At 58.5% G+C, this 17,364-nt stretch carries 16 protein-coding genes and 1 tRNA gene; 8 read left to right on the forward strand and 9 right to left on the reverse strand.

Annotation, left to right across the window (positions count from 1 at the left end):
* Window positions 1-34: 34 nt before the first annotated feature.
* The 4 genes from ACL9RI_RS05510 to ACL9RI_RS05525 all read right to left on the reverse strand — a co-directional run bounded on the left by ACL9RI_RS05510 (window position 35) and on the right by ACL9RI_RS05525 (window position 2,919).
* Window positions 35-274 carry a hypothetical protein gene (locus tag ACL9RI_RS05510; RefSeq protein ID WP_422725568.1) on the reverse strand — a complete coding sequence of 80 codons (240 nt, stop codon included), beginning with the start codon at window positions 272-274 and terminating at the stop codon, window positions 35-37.
* 391 nt (window positions 275-665) lie between these two features.
* Window positions 666-1,685, reverse strand: coding sequence for a hypothetical protein (locus ACL9RI_RS05515; RefSeq protein WP_422725569.1), 1,020 nt, complete (start codon window positions 1,683-1,685; stop codon window positions 666-668).
* Window positions 1,682-2,557 carry an ABC transporter ATP-binding protein gene (locus ACL9RI_RS05520; RefSeq protein ID WP_422725570.1) on the reverse strand — a complete coding sequence of 292 codons (876 nt, stop codon included), beginning with the start codon at window positions 2,555-2,557 and terminating at the stop codon, window positions 1,682-1,684. Before ACL9RI_RS05520 ends, ACL9RI_RS05515 begins: the two co-directional genes overlap by 4 nt.
* Window positions 2,554-2,919, reverse strand: coding sequence for a GntR family transcriptional regulator (locus ACL9RI_RS05525; RefSeq protein WP_422725571.1), 366 nt, complete (start codon window positions 2,917-2,919; stop codon window positions 2,554-2,556). Before ACL9RI_RS05525 ends, ACL9RI_RS05520 begins: the two co-directional genes overlap by 4 nt.
* A gap of 234 nt (window positions 2,920-3,153) precedes the next feature.
* Between ACL9RI_RS05525 and ACL9RI_RS05530 the strand changes: the two genes are divergently transcribed.
* Window positions 3,154-5,397 (forward strand): hypothetical protein, encoded by a 2,244-nt coding sequence (locus ACL9RI_RS05530; RefSeq protein ID WP_422725572.1) that lies wholly within the window; start codon window positions 3,154-3,156, stop codon window positions 5,395-5,397.
* Here ACL9RI_RS05530 and ACL9RI_RS05535 read toward each other — a convergent pair.
* The 5 genes from ACL9RI_RS05535 to ACL9RI_RS05555 form a co-directional block, all read right to left on the reverse strand.
* Window positions 5,394-5,924, reverse strand: a complete 531-nt coding sequence (locus tag ACL9RI_RS05535) for a DUF3455 domain-containing protein (protein WP_422725573.1) — start codon at window positions 5,922-5,924, stop codon at window positions 5,394-5,396. The genes ACL9RI_RS05530 and ACL9RI_RS05535 overlap by 4 nt on opposite strands.
* A gap of 63 nt (window positions 5,925-5,987) precedes the next feature.
* Window positions 5,988-6,713: a DUF72 domain-containing protein gene (locus ACL9RI_RS05540; RefSeq protein ID WP_422725574.1), complete on the reverse strand. Its 726-nt coding sequence runs from the start codon at window positions 6,711-6,713 to the stop codon at window positions 5,988-5,990.
* Window positions 6,714-6,781: 68 nt separating this feature from the next.
* Window positions 6,782-7,528: a UDP-2,3-diacylglucosamine diphosphatase gene (locus ACL9RI_RS05545; RefSeq protein ID WP_422725575.1), complete on the reverse strand. Its 747-nt coding sequence runs from the start codon at window positions 7,526-7,528 to the stop codon at window positions 6,782-6,784.
* A gap of 87 nt (window positions 7,529-7,615) precedes the next feature.
* The gene (locus ACL9RI_RS05550; protein WP_422725576.1) at window positions 7,616-8,107 is read right to left on the reverse strand and encodes a peptidylprolyl isomerase; all 492 of its coding nucleotides are present in this window, start codon (window positions 8,105-8,107) and stop codon (window positions 7,616-7,618) included.
* 70 nt (window positions 8,108-8,177) lie between these two features.
* Window positions 8,178-8,804, reverse strand: coding sequence for a peptidylprolyl isomerase (locus ACL9RI_RS05555; RefSeq protein ID WP_422725577.1), 627 nt, complete (start codon window positions 8,802-8,804; stop codon window positions 8,178-8,180).
* Window positions 8,805-9,082: 278 nt separating this feature from the next.
* On the opposite strand from ACL9RI_RS05555, the gene cysS reads away from it, so the two are divergent.
* From cysS to ACL9RI_RS05590, 7 genes are all read left to right on the forward strand, one after another.
* The gene (gene cysS / locus ACL9RI_RS05560; protein ID WP_422725578.1) at window positions 9,083-10,480 is read left to right on the forward strand and encodes a cysteine--tRNA ligase; all 1,398 of its coding nucleotides are present in this window, start codon (window positions 9,083-9,085) and stop codon (window positions 10,478-10,480) included.
* Window positions 10,481-10,512: 32 nt separating this feature from the next.
* Window positions 10,513-11,190 carry a DNA-3-methyladenine glycosylase family protein gene (locus tag ACL9RI_RS05565; protein ID WP_422725579.1) on the forward strand — a complete coding sequence of 226 codons (678 nt, stop codon included), beginning with the start codon at window positions 10,513-10,515 and terminating at the stop codon, window positions 11,188-11,190.
* A 54-nt stretch (window positions 11,191-11,244) separates the two neighbouring features.
* The gene (locus ACL9RI_RS05570) at window positions 11,245-12,219 is read left to right on the forward strand and encodes an acetyl-CoA carboxylase carboxyltransferase subunit alpha (protein ID WP_183677093.1); all 975 of its coding nucleotides are present in this window, start codon (window positions 11,245-11,247) and stop codon (window positions 12,217-12,219) included.
* A gap of 201 nt (window positions 12,220-12,420) precedes the next feature.
* Window positions 12,421-13,848 (forward strand): tRNA lysidine(34) synthetase TilS, encoded by a 1,428-nt coding sequence (tilS, locus tag ACL9RI_RS05575; RefSeq protein WP_422725580.1) that lies wholly within the window; start codon window positions 12,421-12,423, stop codon window positions 13,846-13,848.
* A gap of 207 nt (window positions 13,849-14,055) precedes the next feature.
* Window positions 14,056-15,303, forward strand: a complete 1,248-nt coding sequence (locus ACL9RI_RS05580) for an aspartate kinase (RefSeq protein ID WP_183677095.1) — start codon at window positions 14,056-14,058, stop codon at window positions 15,301-15,303.
* 110 nt (window positions 15,304-15,413) lie between these two features.
* Window positions 15,414-15,506: transfer RNA gene (locus ACL9RI_RS05585), tRNA-Ser, on the forward strand.
* 481 nt (window positions 15,507-15,987) lie between these two features.
* Window positions 15,988-17,307, forward strand: a complete 1,320-nt coding sequence (locus ACL9RI_RS05590; RefSeq protein WP_422725581.1) for a hypothetical protein — start codon at window positions 15,988-15,990, stop codon at window positions 17,305-17,307.
* Window positions 17,308-17,364: the final 57 nt, after the last annotated feature.

The following is a 17,364-nucleotide window of genomic DNA, read 5'->3' on the forward strand; positions in this document are numbered from 1 at the left end:
GCCGTTTTTGGGTACTGCAAGCTTGCTGATGTGTTTAGTGGCAAGTAAAACATATTTGCAAAAAAAACGCTGAGTGAAACGAATCGCTGTTTTTAAATGCGGAAATATCATTTATGAATTCATTTCCGCTCTCGCTCATCTTTGCCGTGCGATACGCTTGTTTCACTTGTTGTTGCCTGGCCATGGTGTCTGTTCTTCGTGTTTGATGCTGCATCTTCACTATGAGGATAGTTTCGGTTTTGAAACTTTCAATTTCATTTTGATCATTTTTCATGACTATATTCTGTCAAGCTTTGCGAACGCGAATAATCACGAATTGTCACGAAGGGGCGAATGTTTTTTGAATCAAGGGTGAGAACGCCTTGTTTTCATGATTTTCTTTTTGAAAGTAACTGGCTATCAAATTTGTAGTTGTTGCTTTTCAGTCTTATTATTGTCAAATTTGATTGATGGATGGATGTGATAGAAATAATTATTTGTAATTTAAATATCGGATTGAGAATATCAAATGCATAGTCTGATTATCTCTGCAGATATCGGGAAGAATAACTATCGAATGCGTAGTGATTGAAAAAAATGCTGCGTGCATAAAAAACGCCCCGGCATGCGGGGCGTTTTGGTCGTGCTGCGGTGCATGCACCGCTACGATCGGATCGCTTGTCCGCTTAGCCTTCCTCGCGCCAGCCGCGCAGGCGGATGGCGGCATAGATCATGGCGGCGCCAGCTGCCGAGCCCAGCCAGGTAGCCGGCAAGGCCAGGCTGGACCATGAATTGCTGAAGACGCTCATATTGGCCATCGAGGTGCCTTGCGCCAAGGCCTGGGCGCGCATTTCCGGCAGCAATGCAGGTTCAAACAGATACCAGCTGCCTGGCAATGTTCCCAGCAGGCTGCGGGCGATGACGTTCAGCTGTATCCAGTGGAATTCGCCCTCCATCTGTGACAGCTTGCCCAGCCAGGCGGCCAGCACCAGCAGCAGCAAGGGCACGCCTACGGCCCAGATGAATACTTTCGAGCGCGCCCAGCTTGACACCATCAATAGCCAGCCGACGGTAGGCAAGGCCCACAGGCAATACACCGGCAGCAAACCGAACAGCTGCAACGGACTGAGATACAAGCCGGGAGACTTCAACAGGTCGGCCAGCACCCAGATATCGTGGACGGCCAGGATGCCTGCCAGTATCAGCAGCATGGCCAGCGAGGTGAGGCTGGCGGTGACCAGCACGATCAGGGGCGTGACGAGCAGGGCGATCACCACTTTCGACAGCACCGTTTGCACATCCGAGACAGGCAAGGACTTCCAGAACAGCACGCTGCGGTCGCGGCGATCGTCATACAGGGCGCTCAGGCAATAAAAGAACACCAGGAAACCCAGCGCCAGGAATAGCGGGGCGGCGGTGTAGGCGTAGTTATTCGTGACGATCTCGATGAGGTCCGCCTTGCGGTGCGCGAACGCCTTGGCGTTGAGCAGGCTGCTCCAGGAAACGTCTTCGCCATTGATGGTCAGTACCGTGCGCGCCTTGGTCTTGGCGACGGTGGCCGCTGCAAGCAATGCGCCCAGCGCCGTCATCAGGATGCCGATCAGTACCGGCGCCCACAGCAGCATGCCCTTGTGTTCCCACAGTTCGCGCCGGATCAGCCATTGCATCTTGCGCAGGGGGCTCATACTGGTATTACTGGTGCTCATGGATACGATCCTTTCATGGTCGCGACAAACAGGTCCGCCAGGCTGGGCGTGCGCAGGTCGCCCAGCGCCGCCAATTGTTCCTTGGATACGCCGTCAAACAGCATGACCGATTTGCCGAACATGCTGCGTTCGCTGATCGGCTGCAGTGCACGGGCCGGGTTGATGTGCTGCGGCCCCACCATCACCTCGGTATAGCGCTCGCCCACTTCGTCCATCGTCGCAGCCAGCACGATATTGCCGTCGCGAATGAACATCAGGTCGCTGAGGATATGTTCGACTTCTTCAATCTGGTGGGTGGTGATGACGATAGTCTTGTTTTCATCAAAATAGTCTTCCAGCAAGTTCTGGTAAAACTGCTTGCGGTACAGGATATCGAGGCCCAGGGTCGGTTCATCGAGTACCAGCAGTTGGGCGTCGATGGCCATCACCAGCGCCAGGTGCAATTGCACGACCATGCCTTTCGACATGGTCTTGACCTTCATCTGCGGCGCCAGCCTGGTACTGGCCAGGTAGCGCTCGGCCTTGCTGCGGTCGAAGCGGGGATGCACGCCAGCCACAAAATCGATTGCATCCTGCACCCGCAGCCAGCCCGGCAAGATGGCCACGTCGGCGATAAAGCACACGTCCTCCATCAGGGAGTCGCGCTGCGTGCGCGGATCGCGGCCCAGCACCGACAGCTCGCCCTCGAAGCCGGTCAGGCCCAGGATGGCTTTCAGGGTGGTGGTCTTGCCCGACCCGTTGGGACCGATCAAGCCGACGATGCGGCCGGGCGCAATGTCGAAACTGAGACCGTCGACCGCCGCCTGCCTGCCGTACTGCTTGCGCAAGCCGCGCGCGCTGATGACGCTGTCTTTATTGAGTGGCCCGCTCATGCCTTGCCTCCCTTGCTCGCCTGCAGCAATTGCTCCAGGTTCAGTCCCAGGCGCGTGATGCGCTCCAGCATGGCGGGCCATTCTTCGCGCATGAAGCGTTCGCGTTCGCTGGCCAGCAATTTGTCGCTGGCGCCTTCCAAGACGTACATACCGAGTCCTCTGCGTTTTTCCACCAGTCCCTCGTCCACCAGTTCCTGGTAGGCGCGCGAGACGGTGATGGGATTCAATTGGTAGTCGGCCGCCACCTGGCGCACCGACGGCAGGGCGTCGCCGGACTGCAGCGCGCCATCGAGCATCATGCCGACCACCTTGGCCTTGAGCTGGCGGTAGATCGGACTGTTGTCATGCCATTCGGCGCTCATGGTATGCGCTCGGGCAAGGGGAGCGAGGGATGGTGCAGGGCAGGCATCGGGACTCCTTGATGTTGAGTTGATATTGAGTTGGTGTTGTAGTGAACTATAACAGTAAAAAATAAATTGTCAATTTGATGATGAATTTATTTCCACATAGCAACTATAATGTTGCCTGATTTAAAAATCTACTTGATAACTTCGGCGTTGTTGTTACTGATATTAATGAAAGAAATAATTTCGACTATGCATGAAAATAAGTTTCAATTCTTCCTGCGCGCTGGCTGTGGCCTGGCCGTGCTTGCGGCACTGAGTGCCTGCGGTGGCAGCTCTGGTAATGGGGCTGCTAGTACTGCCGGCCCTGCGCCTGTTGGAGAGGCGCCTCGTTATCTGCTGGGCGGCACGGTCAGCGGACTGGTGCCCGGCGCCCAGGTGGTGTTGTCCAACGGTACGGACAAGCTGACCATCACGGCCAACGGCGCGTTCAGCTTTGCCAGCAAGCTGGCAGCCGGCGCCAGCTATGAAGGCAAGATCGAGAGCACCTCCGCAGGACTCGGTTGCAGCATCGCGCATGGCGCGGCGACAGTCGGCAATGCCGATGTCAGTGCGCTGGCGGTGCGCTGCCTGCCGACGGTGCTCGCTGGTGTGCAGGAAACAATCCAGAATGTTTCGGGTATGGTGCAAGATGCGGCCGGCAACTATTACATCGCCGATACCGTGCGACAAGTGATCCATAAAGTCACGCCTGCAGGTGTCTTGAGCGTGTATGCGGGTATCTCGGGCAAGCCGGGAGCCGATGATGGCGCCGCTGGCGCAGCCACTTTTTACATGCGCAGCGGAATTTCGATCCTGGGAATCGACCGCGCCGCGAATCTGTATGTTGCTGATAATTGTAATGCCCTGTTGCGCAAGATTACGCCATCTGGCGTCGTCAGCACGGTGGCGGGGCAGCGCCGCGCCGCGTGCGAAAGCTCGGCGCCGGCAGCCGTGATCGCCGATGGACAAGGGGCGCAGGCGCAACTGGGCTGGACCACCGGCATGGCCGTGGATGGCAATGGCGATATCTTGCTGGCCGATGCCAGTAACCAGGTCATACGCAGGGTAACCCCGGCAGGCCTCGTCAGTTCCGAGAAGCTGGTCGATGGCAAGGGGTTCCGGGTTTCAGCATCGCAACTGGCGGTGGATGCCAGCGGCAAGATCTATTTCAGCGAGGGCGCTGGTTTCCGGGTATTTCGCTGGCAACAGGGCGTGGCCATCCAGGTTGCGGGCGGCAACAGGCCTGTCAGCGCGGACGGCAAGGGGAGCGCCGCCGGCTTCCGTAACATCCGCGGCATGGCGGCCGACCGTGACGGCAATCTGTTACTGGCCGACGTAGCCTCTCTCCGCCGCGTCACGCCGGATGGGGACGTGACGACTCTGGTGGGCGGGGCGGTGACCGATGCGGCAGGCGTTTCCGCCGACTGGACGTCCCTCAACTCCTTGTTGCTGGAGGCTACAGGCAGCCTGATAGTTCATGATCTCGGCAAGCACCGCCTGAACAGGTTTGATACGAGCAAGGTCTTGTCCGTCCTGCCTTTCATGCCGGGCAATATGGGAGTCACTGAAGGTGTCGGCGCGGCCGCCCGCGTGGGATATGTGCGCAGTTCGGGCATGTGCAGCGATCCGGCTGGCAACGTCTATCTGCTCGATATGACGAACAAGGTATTGCGCCGTGTGACGCCAGACGGGACTTTGAGCGTCTACGCGGGGATTGCGGGCGTGGCCGGCAGCAATGACGGGCCGCGCGCCAGTGCGACCATGCGGGGGCCTGTGGCGATCGCCTGCGGCCAGGATGGCGCCGTATATTTTGCCGACCAGGCAGCGGCCACTGGCAGCGCGCTTAACTTGCGCAAGATCAGCAAGGATGGCCAGGTCAGTACGCAGGAAGCTTTGCCGACCAGCACCGTCAAGCCTCTGGCGTATCGCCTGGCGATCGACAAGGATGGCTATATGGCTTGGCTGGGGTGGGGCAACGACGGTATTTTCCGCCGTCCTCCCGGTGGTACGTTTTCGGCATTTGTCTCATTTGAAGCCTTGATGCGTTCGCTGGGCAGCACGGACGACAGTTGGCAATACATCGACCCTGCCAGCCTGGTTTTTGACGGCAAGGGCAATTTGTATTTTGATGATTCTGAGCATCAAGTCGTCTTCAAGGCCGATCGCGCAGGCAAGGCCGGTATTTTTGCCGGCACCCTGAACCAGGGCAGCGGCGGCGATGGTGCGCCAGGCGTGGGCGGCTTGCCGTTTTCAGGCGCCCCCAGCCTGGCCGTCGATGCGAGCGATAATCTGTACCTGAGCGGGCAGGGCTGGATCCGCAAGCTCGATACCGCTGGCGTGATTTCCACGCCGGCATTGGCATGGGGCCATCCGGACATCAGCATCCTTGCCTTCGGTAACGGTACTTTGTACGGTTTCACGACCCAGGCGGTGATGCAGACGCCGTTGCCTTAAGCCCTGACGTAAAAGCGGTAGCGCGCGCTGTACGGCACGCGTGTTTCCTTGTCCACTTCAGCAGTCGTGCAGCCGCCTGCAGGCGCATTGCCAGCGTCGGTTGCCAGGCGCTGGATGTAGGTCACGGCGCCGAAGACGCCGCTGCCGCTGACCGACTTGGCCGACAGCAGCAGTTGCGGAATGGCCTTGCCGGCCGGGTCGTCCTGCTTGGCCTGGACCGCGCCGACTACCTTGCTGCCATCCGGACTTTCCCAGCTTGGACCGGCAAAATGGTGGGCGACCACGTTGCCTGCGGCATCGAACAGGGTAGCCTCGGGTGCTTTGAGTATCCATCTGGCCTGCGCCGGAGCGGCATTCACGGTACTGCAGACATAGATTTGCACGCCGGTAGCGCGGGCATCGAGCACCAGCTTTTGCCCGGCAGGCACTTGCAGCGCGTCCGGTATGGCCAGCGGCGGCAGGCTGGCGGTGGCGCAGCCGGCCAGGACTGCCAGCACGGTCATGCCAGGAAAAATGCGTGTATTCATGATGGGGATCTTTAATGTGATTTTGTTAAAAGTTTCCAGTGTGAATTAACATACTAGCGCAAATCAGCGCAAGCCAACTTTCTCGGCAAGCGCCAGTGCATTGAACAGCGCTGCCCCAGCCGCTGTATTGTCGAAGATGCACCAGCTGCCTGGCGCGGCGTGTTGTTGTAGTTCGGTGGCCAGGGTGTCGAGAAATGCAGTGGAGTAATCCGAGTAATAGATCTTCGGGCTGCCGTGCAGGCGCATATACGCCACCTCGGTCGTCGGCTGCTGCGGTCCCGGCTGGCCACCAGCGGGCGGATCGGCCCGTACGCGGGTGATCGCGTGTTGCTGCAGCAGCGCCGTGGCTGGCCCATCAAACCAGCTGGCATGGCGCGCTTCGCAGGCCAGCATGCACGGCGAACGCAGTCGCAGCTGCTGGAAAAATTGCGCAGCGATACCTTCGTCAAAACGCAGGCTGGGTGGCAGTTGTATCAGCAGGCAGCCCAGCTTGTTTCCCAGTTGCGCCACTTCGCCCAAAAACTTATCCAGTTCTTCCCAGCAATCCTGCAGCCGCAATACGTGCGTGATGCGGCGCGGCAGCTTGACGCTGAAGCGGAAGGTGTCGGGCACGCTGCCGGCCCAGCGCGCGTAGGTGGTCGCCTGGTGCGGGCGATAAAACGAGGAGTTGATTTCCACGCTGTTCAAAACGCGGCCATAGCGTTGCAGGTGGCTGCCATCGAGTGGAAAGTGGTGGCTGGCGGCGCTGGAAATACTCCAGCCGGCCGTGCCGATGTGAATGGTGTGCATGCGCCATTACAGCGCATAACAAGATGTTTTGTTATCGGACGATGGCTTGTCGCCGGGTCGGCCTGGGCCTATTCGATGATGTCGCCGTCGAGGCCATGGCGCGTGATATGGCCGCGCGCATCGATGGCGATCCAGCCGCCGCGCTGCGGGTGCGTGTCGCATTCCCAGTCCGGCAAGACATAACGCAAGGTGTCGCCGGCCACGTGCACGGCGGGGCGGTGCGTGTGGCCATGGATCATCACCGTGCTGGCGTGCTCGCTGAATACCTGGGCGATGGCGTCCGGCGTGACATCCATGATGTCGTACGATTTTTCGTCATTGTGCTCGCGGCTGCGATTGCGCAAGCCATTGATGATCTCTTTGCGCTGCTGCAATGGCATCGAGAGGAATTGTTTTTGCCACGCGGGCTGGCGCACCATGGCGCGAAATTCCATGTAGGGCACGTCGTTCGTGCATTCGGCGTCGCCGTGCAGCAGCACCACGCGCTGGCCGGCAATGGTGGCCACATGCGGTTCGCTGAGCAGGGTCGCGCCGGCGGCGGCGGCAAAGCCGGAGCCGACCAGGAAATCGCGGTTGCCGGCAATCCAGTACACGTGCACGCCCGCATCGCTGACGGCGCGGATGGCGGCGGTCATGCGGGCATTGAACGGGTCTTCCAGGTCATCGTCGCCGGCCCAGTATTCGAACAGGTCGCCTAATAGATACAGCGCTTGCGCATATTGCGCATGGTGTTCCAGGAAGGAAAGAAAAGCCGCACTGGTGCGCGGATGCGAGCTCTGCAGGTGCAGGTCGGAAATAAAGAGTGCGGCAGGCATTGTCATTGTTCAACGCTCCCTAAGTATACAGTCCATGGAGAGGCGAAAACGCTGCAATGCCTGTTATTCATGATGCCGGAGCCGAAATTACGCGGCTTCTACCTTCTCGATGATCACATCTGTTACTGGCACATCGGCAAACATGCCGGCGCGCGAGGTTTTCACGGCGCGGATGGCGTCGACCACTTCTTTGCCTTCGGTGACTTTACCGAACACGGCGTAGCCCCAGCCGTCCTGGCCTGGGTAGTCCAGGAAGCTGTTGTTCTTCACGTTGATGAAGAACTGGGCCGAGGCCGAGTGCGGATCCGAGGTACGGGCCATGGCCAGGGTGTAGGGATCGTTTTTCAGGCCGTTCTTGGCTTCGTTTTCCACGGTGGTATCGGCTGGCTTTTGTTTCATGCCTGGCTCGAAGCCGCCGCCCTGGATCATGAAGCCGTCGATCACGCGGTGGAAAATCGTGTTGTTGTAGTGGCCGGCGTTCATGTAGGCCAGGAAGTTGGCGACCGTTTTCGGCGCTTTTTCAGCGTCCAGTTCAGCGGTGATCTTGCCCAGGTTGGTGGTGATGATGACGGAGGTCATGATGATCCTTAATAAATTAGATGAAAAATGATTTGAGCCTGCGGCTAGCCGTGGCAGCAAAAACGCTATTTTACAGTTTTGCGGGCGCTGTCTTGAGTAAAGTCGCCGATTCGATCACGACCGGCGTGACGGGCACGTTTTCAAACGGTCCCTTGTCGGCTACCGGCACGGCCTTGATCTTGTCGACCACGTCCATGCCGCTGACCACTTTGCCGAACACGGCGTAGCCGAAGCCATCGCGGCCCGGGTAGTCGAGCGCCGCATTATTGTTGACGTTGATGAAAAATTGCGCGGTGGCCGAATTCGGGTCGCCGGTGCGCGCCATGGCCACGCTGTAGGTAACGTTTTGCAAACCGTTCTGCGCTTCATTCTTGATCGGCGCCTTGGTGGCTTTCTGTTTCATGTTCTTGTCGAAGCCGCCGCCCTGTATCATGAAGCCATCGATGACGCGGTGAAACACGGTGCCCTTGTAGTAGCCGCTTTTGACATACTGCAAGAAGTTGGCGACGCTTTTCGGTGCTTTCTCCTGATCGAGTTCCAGCACGATCTCGCCCAGATTGGTTTTCAGGGCCACGTGGGGCGTGGGATCGATGGCCGCTGGCGTGGCGGCAAGCGCTGCGCTGCCCAGCGCCAGGCCGGCGAACAAGGTGAAAAAGCGCGCCAGGAAGGGCGTGCGCTTGGATAGGGTTTCCTGCATGGTGGCGTCCTTAATCGTTATTTTTCTCTAAACTTGCTTTAATTGTAAAGAAGTGAAAATTCGGTTGAACTTCGTAAAAACCTGATTCATATCGGGCCAGTATGGTTTTTATCAATGTTATACTTGACCGACAAGGCCCAATTCTAACAAACAAGAACAACAATATAGCTGGTTGACCTTTCTCGGCGCACACGGTAGTTCAGTGGCGCGGCACCCTCTGGTGTCCGCGCCTTTCTGTCGTTTTGCCCAGCTGGCAACCGCTTCACCAGTAAAGTACGATGAGCAATCTAAAGATTTACAACACCCTGGCTCGTGAAAAGCAGGTTTTCGTCCCGATGGAAGCCGGCAAGGTACGCATGTACGTCTGCGGCATGACCATCTACGATTACTGCCATATCGGCCACGCGCGCATGATGATGGCCTTCGATGTGATTTACCGCTGGCTCAAGGCGTCCGGCCTGGACGTGACCTATGTGCGCAACATTACGGATATCGATGACAAGATCATTCGCCGCGCGGTGGAAAACGGCGAGACGATTTCGCAGCTGACCACGCGTTTTACGCGCTACATGGATGAAGATACGGTTGCGCTGGGCATCTTGACGCCCGACCATACGCCGCGCGCCACCGACTACGTGCCGCAGATGCTCAGCCTGATCGAAAAGCTGGAGCAGAACGGCCTGGCCTACCAGGGCGCGGACGGCGACGTGAACTATGCCGTGCGCAATTTCCCCAATTACGGCAAGCTGTCGGGCAAGTCGCTGGACGATCTGCGCGCCGGCGAGCGCGTGGACGTGAATACGGGCAAGCGCGATCCGCTCGACTTCGTGCTGTGGAAGTCGTCCAAGGAATCGGAACCGGCCGAAGTCAAATGGGACTCGAAATGGGGCTCGGGACGTCCGGGCTGGCATATCGAATGCTCGGCCATGTCGTGCGCCTTGCTCGGCGAACAGTTCGACATCCATGGCGGCGGCGCGGACTTGCAATTCCCGCACCATGAAAACGAGATCGCCCAGTCCGAAGGCGCGTTTGGCCATACCAGCGTCAATTACTGGATCCATAACGGCTTCGTGCGCCTGGACAATGAAAAAATGTCCAAATCGCTCGGCAACTTCTTCACCATCCGCGAAGTACTGCAAAAGTACGACGCCGAAGTGGTGCGCTTCTTCATCCTGCGCGCCCATTACCGCAGCCCGCTGAATTACTCGGACGTGCACCTGGACGATGCGCGCTTGTCGCTGACGCGCCTGTACACGGCGCTGGCCGAAGTCAGCGTGGAAGAGGGCGGCGTCGACTGGAGCGAAGCCCACGCCGTGCGCGTGGCCGACGCCATGGATGACGATTTCAACACGCCGCTGGCGGTGGCTGCCCTGTTCGACCTGGCAACTGAGGTCAACAAGACCAGGTCGCCCGCGCTGGCGCGTCAATTGAAAGGCCTGGCTGGCGTATTGGGCTTGCTGGAGCGCACGCCACAGCAATTCCTGCAAGCAACCGTCGGCGCTGCCGCCGGCGGCCAGGATGAAGCGGCCGGCATCGAGGCGGCCATCGCCGCCCGCAGCGCCGCCAAGAAGGCGCGTGATTTTGCCCAGTCCGACAAGATCCGCGCCGAATTGCTGGCAGCGGGCATCATCCTGGAAGACAAGCCTGACGGCTCGACCAACTGGCGCCGCGCATGATGGCAAACACCAGGGAAAACGGGGAAGTCCCTATGGAGGCGCCGGTAAAACAGGTGCCGGCCTATTGGGAAGAGGCGAAGATCGAGCTGATGAAGCGCGACCGCATCATGAAAAAGCTCATCCCGCAATTTGGCGACCTGCACCTGGTTGGCCATAGCGACCCGTTTACCACCCTGGCCCGTTCGCTGGTCGGGCAACAGATCACGCCCAAGGCGGCCGATGCCGCCTGGAAAAAGTTGCTGCTGGCATGTCCGAAATGCACGCCCACGCAAGTGTTGAAGGCGGGGGCCGAGCAACTGGCGGCGTGCGGCTTGTCCAAGCGCAAGACCGAATACATCCTCGACCTGGCAGACCATTTCAAGGCCAAGCGCGTGCACGCCAGCCAATGGGACCAGATGGATGACGAAGCCGTCATCGCCGAGCTGGTGCAGATTCGCGGCATCGGTCGTTGGACGGCAGAAATGTTCTTGATTTTTAATTTGTTGCGGCCGAATGTATTGCCGCTCGATGACCCCGGTTTGATCCAGGGCATCAGCGTCAATTATTTTTCGGGCGAGCCCGTTTCCCGCAGTGACGCGCGTGAAGTTTCCGCCAATTGGGAACCGTGGCGCACCGTGGCAACCTGGTATTTGTGGCGCAGCCTGGACCCTGCTGCAGCTGCCATCGCATCCGATGCAACCCCCGGCGCAGCAGCCGGTACGGTAAAATAAACATAGATAACGCCGCGCGCCCTGGCGCCGTGGCCGGTAAAACCTGGAGGTACAATGACTAAAACGACTTTCCTCAATTTTGAACAGCCGATCGCGGAACTCGATTCCAAGATCGAAGAGTTGCGCTTCGTGCAAGACGATTCGGCCGTCGACATCTCGGAAGAGATCGACCGCCTGGCCAAGAAGAGCCAGCAGCTGACCAAGGATATTTACGCCAAGCTGACCCCCTGGCAAGTAGCGCAGATTTCGCGCCACCCGCAGCGCCCCTACACCATGGATTACGTGAATGAAATCTTTACCGATTTCCACGAACTGCATGGCGACCGCAGCTACGCCGACGACTTGTCGGTGGTAGGCGGCCTGGCCCGCTTCAACGGCCAGCCGTGCATGGTGATCGGCCATCAAAAGGGCCGCGATACGAAAGAGCGCGCCATGCGCAACTTCGGCATGCCGAAACCGGAAGGCTACCGCAAGGCCATGCGCCTGATGAAAGTGGCTGAAAAGTTCAACCTGCCGATCTTCACCTTTATCGATACGCCTGGCGCCTTCCCTGGCATCGATGCGGAAGAGCGCGGCCAGTCGGAAGCGATCGGCCATAATCTGTACGTGATGGCAGAACTGAAAGTGCCGCTGATCGCCACCATCATCGGTGAAGGCGGTTCCGGCGGCGCGCTGGCGATTGCCGTAGGCGACGCCGTGCTGATGCTGCAATACTCGACCTATGCCGTGATTTCGCCGGAAGGCTGCGCCTCGATCCTGTGGAAGAGCGCCGAGCGCGCCGCCGACGCGGCCGAAGCGCTGGGCCTCACCGCCCACCGCCTGAAAGCCATGGGCCTGATCGACAAGATCATCAATGAGCCGCTGGGCGGCGCCCACCGCGATCCGAAACAGATGGCGACCCTGCTCAAGCGCGCACTGGCCGACACCCTGCGCCAGTTCCAGGGCATGAAAACCAAGGACCTGCTGCAGGCTCGCCATGAAAAATTGCTGAGCTACGGCAAGTTCAAGGAAACTACGCCGAGCGAGTAAGCGTAGTTACCGTTATTGGACACGCAGCTGAATGCTGGGGTCAGACCCGACGGGGGAATGCGCGCCAGTGGCGCGCATTCCGATCCCGCAGGGACTGACCCCTGATTTTCGCCTGCACTGAATAAGTATCACCAGGGACAGTCAGCTAAACGAAATCATCCGTTTAGCTGACTGTCCCTCTTTGCATTCCCGGAGTCCGAATTGAAAAAGCAACAAACCGCCACCGTGGCGGATATCTTCACCCGCGCGCTGGACGCTTGCACGCCGGAACCAGGCGGCGCCATCGGCATTGCCCTCAGCGGTGGCCTCGATTCCTCGGCCTTGCTGCACCTGGCGCATGCCTGGGCGCAAGCGCAGGGCGTCCCCCTGCACGCGTTCCACGTGCACCACGGCCTGAGCCCGAATGCCGATGCCTGGCTGGCCCATTGCGAACAGCTGTGCGCCAGCATGGAAGTCCCGTTTGAGGCACGTCATGTTACGGTGGAAAAAAATGCGAAAACGGGCCTGGAAGAGGCGGCCCGCAAGCGCCGTTACGCGGCCCTGGGCGAGCTGTGCGCGGTCCACGGCGTGCGCCTGCTGCTGACGGGCCACCATCAGGATGACCAGGCTGAAACGGTGCTGCTGCAATTGCTGCGCGGTTCCGGTACGGCGGGCCTGTCGGGCATGGATGGCGCCAATAGCGCGCCCGAGCTGCTGGCCAATCCGGATCTGGTGATGGCCCGTCCGCTGTTGCCGGTGTCGCGCAAGCAGCTGGAAGCCTACGTGGCAAAACATGCTATTGCGCATATCCACGATGAATCGAATGATGATCCCCGCTTTGCCCGTAATGCCTTGCGGCATCAGGTGATGCCGGTGCTGGCGCAGGCGTTTCCCGGTTTCCAGGAACGTTTTGCCCGCAGCGCCCAGCATGCGCAGTCGGCCCAGCGCCTGTTGACGGAACTGGCCACGCAAGACCTGGCGGCCAGCCTCGATGGCGATTGCCTCGATTTATCCAAATTGCGCGCCTTGAGCAGCGACCGCTGCTACAACCTGCTGCGCCACTGGTTCGGCACGCGCAACTTGCGCATGCCCTCGACGGCGTGGCTGGTGGAAATGCTGGCGCAATTGCTGGAAGCGCGGGCCGATGCGCAATTGCTGGTGACGCACCCGGATTGCCATGTACGCCGCTACCGCGACCGCTTGTATCTGACGCCAAAGCTGGCCGAGTTGGCCGGCATGCGTGAAAAGATCGACCGCGACGACGTGTATATTCCTGGCCTGGAAAAAAGCGGACAGGAATTCCAGTGGCAGGGCGAAGCGAACATCGCCTTTCCCGCCTATGGCGGCGTGCTGTTTTTCGATGCGGTGGAAGAGGGTGGGCAGGGCATTGACGTTGCCTGGCTGCAAGCCCAGAGCTTGACCATCGATTTCCGCCAGGGCGGGGAGCGCTTGAAGCTGGCCTTGAACCGTCCCACCAAGAGCTTGAAGTACCATTATCAGGCGTTTGATGTGCCTGCCTGGGAGCGTGAAAGATTGCCACTGGTCTGTGCGGCGCAACAATTACTGTTTGCCGCTGGTATTGGTCATGATTGTCATTGCCTGAGCCTGCTTGATCGTCCCCGCGTCGCCCTGCGCTGGGCTTCCTGCTGAGCGTAGGCGCCGCAGCCCTGGCTGTTTGCCGACGCCGCCAGGGGCCGCCTGCCATGCGGCCCTTGATGCGAACTGGACTATATCAACGGTGTATTTGCATATGCATAATTGGTATGAGCTCATGCGCTTTTTAGCTTGTTATTTTGCATTGCGACATGTAGAGTAAAGCCCTCTTTTTTATTCTTCTTGAGCGGAAACTTCACTCTTATGGCTTTAATCGTCCACAAATATGGCGGTACGTCGATGGGCTCGACTGACCGTATCAAGAACGTCGCCAAGCGCGTTGCCAAGTGGCACGATGCAGGGCATCAAATCGTGGTGGTGCCATCCGCCATGTCGGGCGAAACGAACCGCCTGATTGGACTGGCCAAGGAAATCATGGATCAACCCGATCCCCGTGAACTTGACATGATCGCCTCGACAGGCGAACAAGTGTCCGTCGGCCTATTGTCGATGGCACTGCTGGCGATCGGCAAACAAGCCGTATCCTATGCTGGCTGGCAAGTCGCGATCAAGACCGATTCCGCCTTTACCAAGGCACGCATCCAGTCGATCGATGACGAGAAGGTCAAGCGCGACCTCGATGCGGGCAAGATTGTCATCATTACCGGTTTCCAGGGCGTCGACGAAAACGACAATATCGCGACCCTGGGCCGCGGCGGTTCCGACACCTCGGCCGTGGCAATTGCCGCCGCCATGAAGGCGCAGGAATGCCTGATCTTCACCGACGTCGATGGCGTCTACACGACCGACCCGCGGGTGGTGTCCGAAGCGCGCCGCCTGAAGACCATTACTTTTGAAGAAATGCTGGAACTGGCGTCGCTGGGCTCCAAAGTGCTGCAGACCCGTTCGGTGGAATTCGCCGGCAACTACCGCGTCCCCACGCGCGTGCTGTCGTCGCTGACCGACCCGATGCTGCCGCTGGACATCGAAGCCAATTCAGGCACCCTGATTTCGTTTGAGGAAGATACCAACATGGAACAAGCAGTCATCTCCGGCATCGCTTTCAACCGCGATGAAGCCAAAATCACCGTACTCGGCGTACCCGACCGTCCAGGCGTGGCTTACCACATCCTGGGACCGGTGGCCGACGCCAATATCGAAGTCGACATGATCATACAGAATCAGTCGGTAGACGGTAAAACGGACTTCACCTTCACCGTCTCGCGCGGCGAATACACGCGCGCGCTGGCAGTGCTGGAATCGAACCGCGAAGCACTGGGCGCGGCCAGCATCACGGGCGATGCCAAAGTGTCGAAACTGTCGGTGGTCGGCGTGGGCATGCGCAGCCATGTGGGTGTCGCATCGCAAATGTTCCGCACCCTGTCGGAAGAGGGCATCAACATCATGATGATCTCGACTTCCGAAATCAAGATCTCCGTCCTGATCGATGAAAAGTACATGGAACTGGCCGTACGCGCGCTGCATAAAGCGTTCGAACTGGAAAAAGCCTGAAAATGTAAAAATATTGCTCTACGCCCTTGACCAAAGGGGGGGCAATCGATATTATGACGTTCGTCGCTGCAGCGCAACTTACTAAAGCGACATAGTTGATTAGTCAGCTAGGAGACGTGGCCGAGTGGCCGAAGGCACATCCCTGCTAAGGATGCATACGGCTTATACCTGTATCGTGGGTTCGAATCCCACCGTCTCCGCCAGAATCAAATAAAAAAGCCTCCCCTGCGGGAGGCTTTTTTATTTGTCTGGACGGAACGGTGGGATTCGAAGACGGAGCGCCCTGCAGGGCGCGAGGCTATCCGAATCGCCCATCTCCGCGCTCCGCGCGGCCCCTTGGCCGCGCAGCGGCCAAGGCTGTCCCTCACTTCAGGCAGTATAAAAGCTCCATTCCCCCAAAAGTGCCGCACATTGGCAAGCCAGGCGCGTACAAGTTAAAAGTTCGGAGAATGGAACGCGAAATAAGCATTTTGCAATCTATCGGCGCAGCTGCCATCATTCTTCCCATGCATACCGCCGGATTGGCTGGGGGATGCTTTCCATTTGGGAGCTGCCGATGTTTTTCTTTTCCATTGTCCCGCGTGCCATCCTGATTGAGATGGCTATCACGACCGTCGTCGTCACGGTGGCGACTCCGGTCGCCCAGGATGCCTGCAAGAAACTGGCTTAGCGGGAAAGATGCTGATGCCTAGAATTTCTCCCAAAAGACGCGCCGCGTTCGATATTCTCGATTGCTTGTTTTTTAATCAGACATGGCTCCTACGCCTGAGTGAAGAAGATGAAGCGCTCAACGATGACTCGCCGCGCACAGAAGAGTTGATCACGCTGATCAAGCTCACGCAACTCGTCGACCAGGAAGTCGCTGCTACTGGCACCGTAGGTGTCGCCGCCCAGGCCTTGAAACATATTGTCTTCTGTATTCTGGAGATTGGCTTCAGCGACAATCTGGTACAGAAAGGCCAAAGTGGCCATGCTGATCGCCTTGGCCTGGTCGATGAGCGTGGTGTACCGATTTCGACGCATTCTGCGCGCTTTGACCCTGCCCAGGCTGCCAATATCCACCAGTACGAGCAGCAGTTCTGCATGGCCCAGATTGTCGCTCTTGGCAGCCTGGCCCATGGTGTGTGCTCGGATACGGCACTCACTATTGCTGCCACCGTAAATGCAGCGTTCCCTGATGCACCCGCTGTCGTCAGGTCGAGTCTCGCCGAGCGCGCCTTCATCATGGAATTCATGAATGCTCCACTTCAGTTCCTGTCCTGGATGTACCGCATCGGTGTGCTCACCAGCAATAAATTTGCGGCCGGCCGTGTGACGCGCGAGATTTCCGATGACTTCAAGGCGCGCGTGGGCCTGCTGTGCGAGTTCAAGCTGATGCGCGATTTGATGGGGGGACCGTCGGGAGGGAGAAAGGCGCGCGGCAAGAACATCCGCACTTTGCAGGAGCAACTGGGCGATAAGTTGTCGGATACGGCATGGAACCAGTTGCATGAAGAGAATGATTTCTACATGCGCCTGGAGCGCAAAAAGGGGCATCAGCACGGGACGCAGACATTCAAGCTCGATCATTTGAATGACGAGGAGTACCTGCATGGTTTTCTGGAACGTTACGCCGAAAACCACTGGCATAGCCGTTTTTGGACAGGTCCGCAGCAATCCTGGACTGGAGTAATAGGCGCCGGCATAATCTGGGCCCACCACTCACAGGTGAATCCGCAGCGCAAAATCACGCGCAACGGCAATAACTATAGTAAGTCCGGCGAGGCAGTTAAGCAGGACGATACCGTAGCACAGCACGTGTGCAGTGTTCTTAACGCACATGGCCTGGACAGCAGGCCAGCCTCGCTCTATGAGACATACCTGAATTGCTACATGAAACGACCGGCCGGCCTTTATCAGCGGGCGACCGTCTATCACGCAATGCAGCAGCATTTCGATGTGGTTCCTCCTGCGCAGTACCATGACATTGCCTATCTTGCAGTCATCACTGGCGCGTCCCCCTGAGTGGCAGTCAAAGACGTAATTTGTTTTTATGGCAAAGATGATGTCAAGCAAGTAAAA

Origin of the sequence: Janthinobacterium sp. Mn2066 (assembly GCF_049319705.1) — a bacterium.
Taxonomy (GTDB): Bacteria; Pseudomonadota; Gammaproteobacteria; order Burkholderiales; family Burkholderiaceae_D; genus Janthinobacterium.